Consider the following 14041-nt stretch of genomic DNA (forward strand, 5'->3'; position numbering starts at 1 on the left):
TTAAGCTTGATTAAAAATAAATTTACTTCTTTCAGTACTTAATGAATTGATCTTTTTTTTGAAGATTTTTGAGATCAGTTTTCGCGCAATTCTATTAAGCAGATTAACAACTTTTATGTTTGTCCATTTACGTATCGGACCAATTTTGCAAGTGATCATTAACTTACGGTAAAAGGAAATGTTAGACTTATTTATAGATATGTTTTTTGACCCGGCCCCGTAATGAATAAAATTTGCCTTGTATTTATTGGGGAGGTGGTAAAATTTTTTGCCTGGTATTGTTCTTAATTCATTTTGAAAATAGGCGGCGGAATCAAATGCGTGTACCTCTCCATCACGGATTTCCTCGTAATAAAAGTGAGATCTTTTGGATAGTTCAAATGCTTCTTTCTTATAAATACAAAACCAGGTATGGTTTCGTTCGTACAAATGCATGTTTCTATCAGAATAACTATCAAAACAATATGCAGTTTCATTGTAACAGGTACTGGCGAATAAACAATCAGGATTTTGTAAAGCGAGCAGCAGATGAAAGTAAAATTCTGCGTCTAATACTTCAAAATCTGCATCAACAGTTGCAATATAATCTGTGTTAAATTTGGGAAGTTCTGAGGTCCAGAGTTCATCATAATTTTCGTTAATGTCATCTCTCACTCTATCAATTCCTTCGGGAGAAGTAATCGTTTCACCAGCAACAAAGTTTTTATTCCTTATTTTTTCGTTATTGTCAAAGATCTGAACATAAGGATATGCCGCCCATTTTGCTGCATATTCATTAAGATTTTCTGGGGTGAGGGCATTCAAATAAATGAATAATTTAAAATGTTGTTTTTCAGAATGATTAAGCCTGTCGTATATTTTTTTAAAACTTTTAACACCATAATCTCCAAACATGCAGTCCCGATTGGTTACCAACATAAAAAACGTAATGGACTTTCGCGTTATGCTATCTTTCATTTAGTTGGTTTGTTCAATCCAGTTATCTCTCAATACAAGATCTCTCATATGATGTCTGGTCATCAACTTGATGTCGTAAGCAATGCGGTTGCTGTGATAAAAAGCCTGGGCCATTGTAATTCTCCAATTATCTTTGGCTCTTATGAAGTGCCAAGGTGTAGCTAAGGATTTATATAAAACAGCAATAAAATTATTAAGAATGTTGGTGAACAGTTTTGAATTATTCAACCCATTGGCAGCCCTATAAATTGTAAAACTGTCGCAATTAGCCTGGTTTGCAAACCTTTTATTTAAATAACTTTGCGTCATCCTGCTTTTTGGAATAATATGGTTAATGACGGATAAACCATTGTAGGCCTGCAGATAACCCAGATTAAGAAGTTTTAGGGATAGACCCGTTTCTCCATCTCCTATCCATTTGCCTTTGGTATTTTCTGGATTAAAGCCCCCGGCCTTTATTATTGCCTCTTTTAAAATTGCTTCATGACAGCTAAAAATATTAATCATCTGATCGGAAATGATTAAAGGAGTTTCATCTAGATTGAGGCTTAAGTGAGCATTTAAGCAATATTTTACTACCCAATCTGGAGGATGAATATCCCATTTTGGCAGTACCCGACCACTTACTACTGCAATTTTATTATTCAGTTCGAAAGTTTGGACCAGGTTCGTTAACAAATCAGGTTCCGCAATCATATCATCATCTGTATAATATAATACCTCACCTTTTGCGTATTTTATTGCCGAATTGCGTGCATAATGAACACCTTGCCTCGGTTCCTCGAAATATTTTATTATTGGGTATTTTTCAGACAATTCTTTTACTACCGCTAATGTATTGTCTGTTGAGTTATTATCAATTACAATAATTTCGAGCATATTAGGATAGTTTTGTGTTACAAAGCTTTCCAGGGTTAATTTTATGAAAAAATCTCTGTTATAGGTCGGAATAATAACGGAAACGGTTTTCATTTTTTTATTTGTGTGAACGTGCAAACCATTAGACCGGGATAAGATTCCAGTTATCTAATAAAATATTGCATGGAGATTCTATTTTTCCATTATCTGGAAACCATTTGTTGGGCGCATACACAGGTGCATTTTTAACATTTAAATAAGCCCCCCACCAACTAAAAGTACTATTGGAAATGATACAAATGTCTGCCTGCATTAAAAACTGAAAATCGATAATTTCCGTTGATCGGGAAATATATTTTTTGTTCAGGTATCCAAATTCGGACGCTAAAAAATCTGTATCGTCGCTAATTAATATGTAATAATTGTTTTCGCTCTCAATGGCCGAAATTGCATTGTGATAATATTCTGCTGGTAATTGTATGTCATAGTGGAAATAGTCCGATCGTCTAACGTGCATAACCACATATTTGTATCCCTGGGGCAGATCGTTAAATATATTTCTAAAATCTGTCTGATATTTTTCTTTAATAACAAATTTGGCTTTTATTTCTTCTTTACAGTCAGCGAAATAATACTCCGATTGGAAAAAGCCAGTAAATAATTTCTGATCTTTCAGTTTTAAGCTCTCCAGCTGCGGCTCCAACTGATCTGATATATATACTTCTTCATAATTTAGGATTTTTTTTAACAACGCATAAAATTTTTGTTTGAGATAAACTGAAAAAAAATCATCAAACCCTTTTAAAGAAAATATCGTTTGATCTAAGTAATAGAAGATATCTTTTGTTTGTGCAAAATATTTGGGAATAAATAAAGATTGCAGCCTCCTGTCAAAATAAAACCTCGAATTTAGTTTTTTAGCGGTAGCATAAGCAAACGCATACTGGAATAACTGATTTCCCAATCTACCTTGTAATTCAACACTAATCATTTAAACGTTTTTTAAACCAAAAACAGCCACAGCCCCAGCTTTGCTCATCTGCTTGTTTTTTGCTGGCGTTTCTAATCATACCAATATTTTCAAACTTATCAGGGATCAGAGAAAACTCAATAAGTTCGAGTTTTGAAAAGTAAGAGATAATCTGATCATATGCGTAAATGCGATGTGCGTTAAATGCTATTTTAGCTTTGCCAATCGGAGTAACTATAAGTAAATCTCCATTAACAGCCAATACCCTAACCAATTCGTTAATTGCCTTGAGGTCGCCATCATAATCAATTTCGTCTCCATATCTTCCCAGTCCAATATGCTCAAGTGTATGCATGCATGATAAAGAGTCGATCGTATTACTTCTGAATGGCAATTGTGTTAAATCGGCATGTTTGGTTTCTAGCCCCTCCAGTTTAATTTCCGCAGGCCTGTAATCATAAAATTCTACGGGTATAAATGCAGATACTATGGTGCTAAAGTGTAAGATTGAAGAAATATCGACATGTTTTTTGGGTTGGGTTTTTGCTAAAATTCTGGCTGCCCATGCAGGATGATAAGTATAGTGAGGTTCAATTTCTGTGATAGATGTTCGATCATCTAATAATGGGTAATGATCGTAAGTTTGATCGAATCTGAGATTGGTATTTCCTTCACTCAATCGGAAATTAGCTAAGTCTGCATTGAAAGTTTCAACTTTTTTTCTAAACAGTTTTCTTAGAGTGAAATAACCATACAGCTTTCCTACTGCAGTATAACGAAGTTTATTTTTAATTTTTCTTAACAATTTTCTTTGATGATTTTTTAAGGAAATAGTTTACTTTTTTCGAGTCACTATTCTTGATATTTTATGGCTGATTTTTCTGACAATTTGTTTTCTGATTGAAGGCATTGGCACTACATCAACTTTTAAATCTTCTGTTGCCAGGTTTTGAAGCAGAATACTAAATTCGTGCTGGTAGGATTTTGGAACGGCCAGTATAATATCGTTAAATACATAAATTTGACGTTCGGGTGTAAGTGCTTGCATGATTTCAGCAAGATCAGGATAATCTGTTAACGAATGCGGATGATTAGGTGGGGATAAAAACAAACGAGCATCATCAATCATGATAAACAATTTGTCGAACAGGTGTTTAAATCTGTTAATGATTTCCAACTCAACCAATAAGGGGCATTGATCTTTTTCTCCAAAAGAATGGTCACCGCACCAATGTGCATCGAGCCATAAAATGGCGTTATTTACTTTTGGAAGGAGATCTGGAAGTATACTTTTTGTATCGCCAAATAAAAGATTTACATTTTCCCTTGATTTTAGTCTTTCTTTAGTATAGTTATACCAATGTTCAGAAAATTCAATTGAATATACATTTTTGAAAACATCAGCCGACCATTCAGTAGTACCACCTTGGTAGGTACCGGTTTCTATAAAGTTGGTAATTTGATATTTTTCTTTTATAAATTCAACAAGCCTTTTATCAGGCCCCATTGTTATTAATCCCATTTCATTTTTCTAATTTCCAGTTAAATTTTTTTGCGAGAATCCCTGGTCTCTTTTCCGTCCAAAAGTTTGAAAAATCAAAACCGCCATTAATTTCAAAATATATTCTATCATTGTTATTATCAGGGTCTATAATCCAAAACTGATTGAATATTGCAACACCTAGGGAAATGTAGTATTTTCCCTCATTCAACAAGTAAGGAGTAATGGAAGTTGTGAGTTTGATTTTGCCTTTTGGAAAGCTATTTTGAGTAATTGTGTCTGTGTGAAATGACCATAATAGATTATTGCCATCAGCATCATATAAGGAAAATCCTATTTGCAACGAGCTATTAGGTTCCAAAACTTCCCCCAAAATAGAAATTTCAACTTCTTCTTTCAGGCTATATGAAGTTTTTTTAGTATTTATCATCAAGGGTATGAAATATTGATTTTTGTATTTTTTGCCATCAATATTAAGGCTGTTTGACAATTCTCTATCATCTGTAGTCAGGTATTTATTAATAACTTCAGATATATTATCCGACTTGTAACTCACAAGACCATTTTTAAGTACTATTCCACTGTTGCAAAGTTGCTTTACCGCGCCCATATTATGGCTCACAAACAGCACAGTCCTTCCCTGGCCTTTGCTTACTTCTCCCATTTTGCCCAAACATTTCTTTTGAAACTCAGCATCGCCTACTGCTAATACTTCGTCAACAATTAAAATTTCGCTTTCTAAATGTGCTGCAACAGCAAAAGCCAGGCGAACATACATACCGGAGCTATACCTTTTTACCGGTGTATCTAAATAACGCTCTATCCCTGCAAAATCTACAATTTCATCCAGTTTGCGCTGTATTTCCTTTTTACGCATGCCCAAAATAGCACCATTTAAAAAGATGTTTTCACGGCCGCTGAGTTCCGGATGAAAACCTGTTCCAACTTCAAGTAAACTCGCTATCCGTCCTTTACCCGAAATTTTACCGGTAGTAGGGGCGGTTACTTTACTTAATATTTTAAGCAGCGTACTTTTTCCAGCGCCATTTCGGCCAATAATGCCAACGGCATCGCCTTGTTCAATTTCAAAATTAATATCCTTTAAACTCCACACTATATCACTCGCACTTTTCGTGTTTTGATCGTTGCTTTCACCGATACGTAGAAATGGATCTTCTTTGCCCCGAATACGGGCGTACCAACGCTCTAAATCCCGGCTAATCGTTCCGGTTCCGATCTGCCCTAACTGATAAGCTTTGCTTAAATTTTCAACTTTTATCGCAATGTCAGACATTTAAAATATGCTTAAAATTACGCTTTCCATTATTCATATTATACCTTCCCATCTAAACTGTATCAACGAAATTCCGTTCAACTTTGTTAAAAATGATTGTGCCAACAATCAGCAGGATTAATGTAACAATCATTGCGTAAGCTAAACTAAACCAGCTAAAACTCCCTTCCCCCAAAAAGCCATACCTAAAAGTTTCAATAATTGGGGTCATGGGATTATATTTAATGATCCAGGCATAGGTTGGATATTTTTTGATGGCTTCGGATAGGGGATAGATTACGGTGGTAGCATACATCAGTAACTGCACTCCAAACCCAATAAGGAAAGCCAGATCTCTATACTTTGTAGTCATCGCAGAAATGATCATGCCTGCCCCCAGACCTAATAAAGCCATTAATAATACAATAACCGGAAACAGAGAAATTGCCCAACTGATGTTGAAACTGGCGCCGGTGAAATAATAATAAGCCATTAAGATGAGGAACAGAAGCATCTGTACTCCAAACCGAACCAGGTTACTCACTACTATACTCAAAGGCATAATTAACCTGGGGAAGTAGACTTTGCCAAAAATACCTGCATTATCTCTGAAAACAGAAGATGTTTTGGTTAAACAATCTGCAAAATAGTTCCAGGCGGTAATACCTGCCATATAGAAAAGCGGTTTAGGTAATCCATCTGTTGATATACCGGCTAAATTACCAAATATAAAGGTGAAGATGATAGTGGTAAACAATGGTTGAATAAAAAACCAGAGCGGACCTAAAATGGTTTGTTTATAAAAAGAAACAAAATCCCTTCTTACTAATAATACCAACAAATCACGGTATGCCCAAACCTCATTCAGCTTTAGGTTGAGTAGAGAAGATTTGGCATCAATTGTCCATTTTTGTTCCTCCTTACCATAAATGTTGGGGCTATCCATTATTTTTTATTGTTGCTGATTTATATTGAATGCAGGACTGATTGTCCCATTTAAAAGCAAGTTTTTTATCGATTGAAGATAGGGTTCATATCCAAATGCCTCTATGCATTTTTTTTGAAGGTTTTTTTTCTCGTTGTCGGTTTGATTTTGACTTAATAAATTGCAGATACTGGTTAAAATGTCTTCCTGATTATCAGGATCAACCAAAATACCAAGCGTTCCGCCTTTAAGTGCATCTACACTGCCATCTTTATTGCCTGCAATAACCCTCAGGCCGCTGGCTAATGCTTCTATAAATACAATGCCGAAGCCTTCTTTTTTACTGGGCAGGATAAACATGTCAGACAGTAAAAAGTGTTCAGTAAGTTCGGTTTCATCAATAAAACCTACCATCCTGATATATTCTTGAAGCTGGTTCTTTGCAATTAAATCTTCTAAACGTTTCTTTTCCTCGGCATCCCATTTTCCACCCAGCAGGTAAACCAGGTTTGGGTATTTTTCCAATAATTGTGGAAATAGCTTAATGGTGAGGTCGTATCCTTTATACTTTTCTGAAGAGGATAACCTGGATAATGAGAACAGAATTAAGTTTTTATGATCTAAATGATACCGATCCAATAAACGCTGTGGTTTTTCGAACTCGGTAGGCAGGTGATAAAAAGGATCCAGACAATTGTTTAATACTGCAATGCGATCTTCAGGAATATGATGCATTTCCATAATTTTACCTGCGGTAAAATGACTGACACATATAATCTTATCCAATTGGTTTAATATTTTGAGTTTGGATTTGGGTAACTTTCTCCAAATTTCTACGCCATGCGCCAATAAATATATCTTTTTATGGGGATGTATTTTCCTGATGAAATAAACGATGTTGATTAAGTGGATATGGCTTAATAAAATCACATTGGCTTTTAATCCACTTACTAAAGATTGCATCACGAATCGCTCCCTGTTTCCGTTAAAACCATAGAACTGGTTTTTGCTTAGGTATCTTGAATCGCGGTCAGTATTTTTATCGTACATCGAATATACGGTAGACTGAATAATTTCCTCCTCGCTCAGGTCGTATAAAACACGTGATAAACTTCGGCATACTTTTTCAATACCGCCGGTTAAACTAAAAGTTCTAAGTGTTAAAAATAAAACTTTAACTGACATGGTAAGTTTGGTGTAAAGCCAGGGCGGAGTTAGCATAAATACCTTGATCATCAGATCCTTCATGCTGCATACTATCGCACATGGCCTTTACCTTTTGATTGACCTTTTTGAACGATTTTTTGCTATTGATGATTCCTGCTATTCGACACATTGGCTTTTATTTAAAAAACAGGTTATTTATTCTGCCCCGGATACAGCTTCGCCACCTCAGTCACATTTTATTTTCAAAAATGAACTGATTATTTGTTTTTTATATTGTACTGCGCTTAAAGCATCAGTCTTTTAATTTATTATTAAATAGTTCCCTCTCACATCTTCCACCTCCCATTGTCTTTCCTTAAAGTGGTTCAACAAAAGCTATCGATGTATTGATATTTATCGAATAGCCCATATTCTGTAAACGTAAAATAATACGTTGCTTATTATGTGCCGATACCAATTCGGCAATTACGCCCTTGAAAGGCCCTGCTTTAATCAATACCTTTTCACCTGGTTTAATATCATAATCAATGAGTTCCAAATCGGCATCTGTAGCGAGTAAAAGTTTAAGATCATGAATTTGCTGGTCAGGAATATGAGCGATTTGGTGAGAGAAATAAATAAATCTGGCAATACCATTGGTCATCAAAACTTCTGAATATTCTTTTGCCGAAATATACGTAAATAGATAAGATTTAATCAAGGGCTCTTCTACGATTTTTTTACGGTCGCTCCATTGTTTAACTGCCTTTTTAAGAGGTAAATAAGTTTGGATTCCTTTTCTGTTCAACTCTTCACACGCTTTTTTTTCTGCTCTCGAACGCGTATAAACCGGATACCACCTATAATTTTGATCTATCATTAGCTATATCATACATTGATTAAACTCTGTTTGCATTTTGTCAATTAACCAATTAGCGCGTAAGCCGATTATTCCTGCTATCATCTGTTATTTCCGCTATTACAAACATTAGCTTCCTTTCTTCCAAAATTCCCACCAGTTCTTCTCCTCATCATAATAGCCACTTTTTCCGTAGCCGGTATAGTTCGAATAATAGTACGTTCCGGTATTTCCATGAGCATAGTTAGTGGTATAAATGTTTCCATGTAACTTCTCGTCACCAAATGAATTCAGGATAATCGCAATATTGTTAAGTCCATACTCTTTTGATAAACGATCAGGAATAGTTGCAGCCCTGAATTTGGAAATACCTGAACGGATTATAAAGAGGTTGATGTCAGCTTTTCTAATGAGGGGTATTGAATCTGAAACCAGGCCTACAGGAGCAGTATCAATGATAATATACTCATAACTTTCCCTAAGCTTTTCGATCAATATTCCCATTGATTTGTGATGGAGTAATTCTGAAGGATTTGGAGGCACCGGACCAGAAGTAATATAGTCAATATTATGCTTATCATCTGTAAAGATAATATCAGTTAAAGCAACCTGTTTTGACAAGTAATTACTTAAGCCAATACGGTTGTCAGAGCCAAATGCATGATGGAGTTTGGATTTTCGCAAATCTGCTGCAATCAAAATCACCTTTTTGTCTATAATGGATAAGGTTCCTGCGAGATTTAAACTTACGAACGATTTTCCTTCTCCGGAAACTTCAGAAGTGATACAGATTACCTTGGTATCCTGGTCGCTCGCCATAAAACTCAGGTTAGTTCGCACGGATCTGACCGATTCGGCAAATATAGATTTTGGGCGCTCTATTGATAAAACACTTTCACCAGGGCTAATTTTTTTGGGATATTTTAAAATTACTCCAATAATTGGGGTTGTCGTCAATCCTTCAATTGTTTCAATATCGTACAAATAGGGATTTAATATTCTGACCAATAGAATTAAACCAATGCCCGAAAACAAACCCATAAATAAATAAGAAGAATAAATTTTCTTAGGCACTGGCGAAATCGGGAAAAAAGAAGGCTGTGCTACGCTGATAATTGTAGCGCCTGAAATTACGGCAGCTGAACTGATCTGCGCAGAGAGTTTTCGCTCAAACAACATTGAAAACATGCGCTGATTAATATCAAAATTGCTCTGCAATTTCGCAAAGTCATTTTGTTTAGCGGGGATACTGCCCAGTTTTTGGTTAGCCTGGCCAATTTGCCCATTAATGTAATTAATGGTTTTTTGATTACGTTCGTGTAATAAGCGAATATTGGTTACAATGGCCTGTTTTACTTCGTTAATCTGTTTGTTAATATCCAGGATGGGCTGCGCATTGGCATTAAAGCTCTGTAACTTATCTTCTCTGTTTATAATAAGCGCGTTAAGTTGTGCAATCAAACCAGTTAAGAGCGTATTATTGGTGCCTTCTAAATTAAGGTTAAGCTGTATCCGATCCTTGTTGTTTTTTACCTGGGTTTCTAATTGCCGGATAGCAAGCTGTTGCAGTTGTAATTCGGCAATCTGGTTTTCCAGGTTGTTTAGTTTCGAATTTCCCAGTTGCCTTTCGCTACTGGGGTCGATAAGTTTATTGCTGCTTTGAAAATTAGAAAGTTTATTGCCCGATTTGCTCACTTGTGCATCTAAAAAGGCAATCTGGCTATCCAGGTAATCTATGGTTTGTTTGGCTGATCTTTTTTTAAGTGTTGCATCATTTTTTACATATTGTTTGATAATCTCGTTCAATACATCGGCAGAAAAAACAGGATTACTATCGGTATGGGTAACCCCCATGACATTGGTGTTTTTTTCCTGTTCGAATACATTTAATCCTCCTGCAGCCCTGCCGTACAAATCTCTGATTCCGTTGAATTTAAAACCGTAATTGCCTGTTGATGGTATTTCTGTTTTAATCGTGAATACCATATTGCCCATGCTAATTGGTTGACCATAACGATATTTCTTCAAACTTTTATTGTTATCATCGCTGCTTGATAGTGCGAAGGTCCGGCTGTCAATGGGTTTAACGTTGTAGGTAGCCCTGCTGAAGTTTACAGAATCCTGTGTTAAAATATCAACCTGAAAAGGTTGTTTCGGATAAAGTTCAGTAAATCGTACCCTTCCTTCTAAATAATAACTGATTTTATAATCCAGGTTCTTTAAAGCATTTAAAATCACATCTTCCGAGCGCATAATGATACCTTCAGTTTGAATCTGATCCTGAACCTGATTAAACGGCCGGTAGTTTAACGCAGAGCCAGGCAGCGAAGCCATTTGTTCCTGCTGGTCACTATCTAATTTTAGCGAAGCCGAAGTAATATAAATAGGAGTAATGCTGCGCACATAAAGCCAGGCCAGTACAAAACTGATTAATACCGTTCCGGCAACCCAATACCACCTGCTTAAAAAAATCAACAGGATTTTCCAATAGTTGATGGTTTGGCTGGCTAACATTCTAGCTCCTGTTGGTGTAGTGTTATCCATTATCGGGTTAGGGTAAAGATTAATACAGCCAGGTTGACTACAACGAGAAACGGTTGTACAATATTATTGACACTAGTCAGCTTTTCGCTCAATGCCGAACTTTTGGTTTGTTGGAGTACAATAATATCATTATTCTGAAGAATTAGTTTTTTGCTGGCCAAGCTGTTAATATCATTTAAGTTTACATAGATAATTTCGGGGTGGCTTCTGTCGCCACGAATAATTTTAAGCGTTTTAGGATCAGCCGTTTTATTAATGCCCCCTGCTTCTCCAATAATGTCAATAAGTGTCGTGTTTTCCCGCTCCAGTAAAAAATTACCTTGTTTGCTGAATTCGCCCAATAAGGTTACCTTTAAGTTTACTATACTTAATTCAATAATGGGGTCACGAAGAAGTTGTTTTGCATATAAATCCTGAATTTTGATGGCAGCATCTCTTCTGCTTAGGCCTGATACGTCTACTTTTCCAATCGCCGGCAAGTTAACTTTACCATCAATATCTACCGGATAGGAAAGTATATTATTTATTGAGCCGCCAGCTATATTCTGATTACTGTTTAAACCATTGTTTGAAGATTGAGATGCCCCAAATTCTTTATTCTGTACATTTCTGATGGCCAATTGATCATTTACTTTTATTTTGTAGTACGCATCACTAATGCCCGGGTCGTTTACCACATAAACTTGTTTAATGGTATCCGTAACGATATCACTTGGGGCATTAAATAGACTATGCTCTTTTCTGGATGCACAACTGGCAAGCGTAATGCAGAAAAATAAAACGTAAAGAAATTTCAAAATTGCTTTTGTCTGGATCATCATCTTAAATCTGATATTGGATGGAAGCTTAAGGCTAACATGCGAAAATATGGTTAAAAATCCTTAAAAAAAAGTCAACGTAGAAGCAAAGCGCCTTTTAAAATAGTTGTCTTTAAGATTTGAAAGTATCGGAGAAATAGCAGTTTATCTTTTTAATCTGTTAAATTCTAAATCAAAAAAACATCTTTAGACCATTTGATTTCTTGACTTTAATCAATTTTAAAATATTATTGGTGGAATAGATTTTCCTGTTGGAGTCTGTCATTGATAGGGATAATGTATTTTAATAAAATCAATATTAGTGATGTATAATTGATTTCTTTGCCATATACCACGCTCACATCTCGGTTCGTCGCTGCCGAAAAACTCTTTCTTTTGTAATTAAAAAGACCAGCGAAGCTAGCTTGAACACCGTTGAAAAAATAAAGGCATGTGAAAAACAAAAAATGCAGGCTGAAAATTATTCATTTGTTGCTTATAACTTTCAACTGCAAGAAGTCTTCGACTTCGCTCACCTGACGACTTAGTGCTTAACTTAATGACATTGCCTCGAGAATTGCCCGGATTACTCAGAAAAAGGTCGGGTAGTCTCCATGGATTGCGTCGTGATTTCATAAAATTTCTATCCTTGCCTGCACAACAAAAAGCATCCATCATCTGGGGTAATTCATCTTTATAATCATAAAAATATTCAATTTACATTGTCCAGTCTTGTTGATATAATGGCATATTTTATCCGATTTATAGCGGTGAAACGTTGTTGGATAATATTTTGTTATTGATAAAAATCAAGGTTCTTGTTAGCCCGAAATTAATTTTTTAAAGCCATTTTATCTCTCTATGTAGAATAGGGCTATATTTTTTAATTTTTCAGTTTTTTTAGAAGAAATACAATTGTCATCTCAATCTGTTTAGTGTTGGTGTTCATTTTGTTCAATGCCCAATTAAGTTTATTTTTGTCGTTTTAATAATACGAAATGTTCGTTTTATGAAAAATATTTACAGCCTTATATTTTTAAGTTAACCATTTATAAATTGAAACAGAATTTTTATATCCCGTTCTTACTTTTTTTAATCATTTCGTTAAAAACTTTTGCATCAGATCCAGGTCGCAACTATGGTTGTGTAATTCAAGGCTATCCAGCCAAATTGTATTTCTCTTATAGTAAAGATGGTAATCCGTATAATTGGGGGCCAAACAATAATACCAGTAATGGTTTATATCATATTTATAATAACAATTCCAGTAATTATGAAATATACAATGATACCCAGGCTGATGGATATCATTGTGGCGTTATTAATAGTAAATTTGGTGAATATCATCAGGTTGGAGAGGTTTGTTTTGTTTCCAGTGGCGGAAGTTATCTACAAGGTGACTTAGCAACTTATAGTGTGCACAATCCTACATATTGCGGTACCAATTCATTGCCTATCGATAATTATGCTGTTATCCTATTGGTATTGATGGGTGGTGGGGGCTTTTTTTATATCAGGAAGCATGGAGTTGGTTTTTTTGATCTTACTTCTGAAGTAAAGTAATGTGTTAAACTACTATTGGGTAGCTGCAATATTAAATTATCTAAGAAATTAAAATATTTCTCTTGTAGTAAAGCAAGTGCTTTACTACATCTCCTTAGCCGATAATAGCCTTCGGATTATTGAACAAAACGAACGGCATTTTTAGTTTAGAACCATAGTAAATTCGTGTATCACCATTAAAATGATGCATGAGAGGCTTTTGTTTTTTAGTAATACTTATCGTAATTTCTTTTGATATTTATGCCCAAGGTTCAGCAACAGGTTGCTTAGTGCCTTATTATAACAGGGTTTATACTTCTAATTCGCTTGAAGTATTAGGCTCTTCTCAATTATATAATAATTCTCCTTCAACACCTTTATCTGCTAACTATTGTAGTTGGACTCCAAGCAGTACAGGATCTTCTTGTGTTATTTGCGACGGAACGTTAGGCGTGGATGCATTAGGTCTCAAGGTATGTTTGTTAGGTTCATTCAGGTATGGTTCACAAGGTACATTTACAATGGTACAATGCGATCTGGACAGCCACTTCTGGATTGTAAGCGCAATGGCAGGCCTATTTGGTATGGTATTCATCAAAAGAAGAAATAGACTATAAATCATCTTTGCTCCGGATAGATAGGAAACCATTCGGCAGATGTAAAGCTATT

Annotated in this window: 14 protein-coding genes; 2 read left to right on the top strand and 12 right to left on the bottom strand. The window is 35.4% G+C overall.

Features of this window, described 5'->3' with window-relative positions:
• The 12 genes from BCL90_RS01990 to BCL90_RS02045 form a co-directional block, all read right to left on the bottom strand.
• Positions 1-957, bottom strand: coding sequence for a hypothetical protein (locus tag BCL90_RS01990; RefSeq protein ID WP_134380526.1), 957 nt, complete (start codon positions 955-957; stop codon positions 1-3).
• Positions 958-1929 (bottom strand): glycosyltransferase family 2 protein, encoded by a 972-nt coding sequence (locus BCL90_RS01995; protein WP_121282282.1) that lies wholly within the window; start codon positions 1927-1929, stop codon positions 958-960.
• Between the two features lie 28 nt (positions 1930-1957).
• Entirely contained in the window at positions 1958-2806 is an 849-nt protein-coding gene (locus BCL90_RS02000) for an alpha-1,2-fucosyltransferase (RefSeq protein WP_121282283.1), read from the bottom strand.
• Positions 2799-3590: a DUF268 domain-containing protein gene (locus tag BCL90_RS02005; RefSeq protein ID WP_208529829.1), complete on the bottom strand. Its 792-nt coding sequence runs from the start codon at positions 3588-3590 to the stop codon at positions 2799-2801. Before BCL90_RS02005 ends, BCL90_RS02000 begins: the two co-directional genes overlap by 8 nt.
• A gap of 30 nt (positions 3591-3620) precedes the next feature.
• Positions 3621-4307 carry a class I SAM-dependent methyltransferase gene (locus BCL90_RS02010; protein ID WP_121282284.1) on the bottom strand — a complete coding sequence of 229 codons (687 nt, stop codon included), beginning with the start codon at positions 4305-4307 and terminating at the stop codon, positions 3621-3623.
• Position 4308: 1 nt separating this feature from the next.
• The gene (locus BCL90_RS25980; protein WP_121282285.1) at positions 4309-5580 is read right to left on the bottom strand and encodes an ABC transporter ATP-binding protein; all 1272 of its coding nucleotides are present in this window, start codon (positions 5578-5580) and stop codon (positions 4309-4311) included.
• A 52-nt stretch (positions 5581-5632) separates the two neighbouring features.
• Positions 5633-6505 carry an ABC transporter permease gene (locus BCL90_RS02020; protein ID WP_166792155.1) on the bottom strand — a complete coding sequence of 291 codons (873 nt, stop codon included), beginning with the start codon at positions 6503-6505 and terminating at the stop codon, positions 5633-5635.
• A gap of 6 nt (positions 6506-6511) precedes the next feature.
• A complete protein-coding gene (locus BCL90_RS02025) occupies positions 6512-7669 on the bottom strand; it encodes a glycosyltransferase family 4 protein (protein ID WP_166792156.1) in 1158 nt (385 codons plus the stop codon).
• Positions 7659-7820, bottom strand: coding sequence for a hypothetical protein (locus BCL90_RS25545; protein ID WP_166792157.1), 162 nt, complete (start codon positions 7818-7820; stop codon positions 7659-7661). Before BCL90_RS25545 ends, BCL90_RS02025 begins: the two co-directional genes overlap by 11 nt.
• Before the next feature lie 186 nt (positions 7821-8006).
• Complete coding sequence (locus BCL90_RS02035) at positions 8007-8510, bottom strand: UpxY family transcription antiterminator (protein ID WP_121282288.1); 504 nt, start codon at positions 8508-8510, stop codon at positions 8007-8009.
• A 108-nt stretch (positions 8511-8618) separates the two neighbouring features.
• A complete protein-coding gene (locus tag BCL90_RS02040) occupies positions 8619-11033 on the bottom strand; it encodes a GumC family protein (RefSeq protein WP_121282289.1) in 2415 nt (804 codons plus the stop codon).
• Positions 11033-11854, bottom strand: coding sequence for a polysaccharide biosynthesis/export family protein (locus tag BCL90_RS02045; protein WP_121282290.1), 822 nt, complete (start codon positions 11852-11854; stop codon positions 11033-11035). Before BCL90_RS02045 ends, BCL90_RS02040 begins: the two co-directional genes overlap by 1 nt.
• 1032 nt (positions 11855-12886) lie before the next feature.
• On the opposite strand from BCL90_RS02045, the gene BCL90_RS02055 reads away from it, so the two are divergent.
• Positions 12887-13393 carry a hypothetical protein gene (locus BCL90_RS02055; protein ID WP_121282292.1) on the top strand — a complete coding sequence of 169 codons (507 nt, stop codon included), beginning with the start codon at positions 12887-12889 and terminating at the stop codon, positions 13391-13393.
• Positions 13394-13581: 188 nt separating this feature from the next.
• Positions 13582-13989, top strand: a complete 408-nt coding sequence (locus BCL90_RS25380) for a hypothetical protein (RefSeq protein ID WP_134380529.1) — start codon at positions 13582-13584, stop codon at positions 13987-13989.
• Positions 13990-14041: the final 52 nt, after the last annotated feature.

Origin of the sequence: Pedobacter alluvionis (genome assembly GCF_003664035.1) — a bacterium.
Classification (GTDB): domain Bacteria; phylum Bacteroidota; class Bacteroidia; order Sphingobacteriales; family Sphingobacteriaceae; genus Pedobacter; species Pedobacter alluvionis.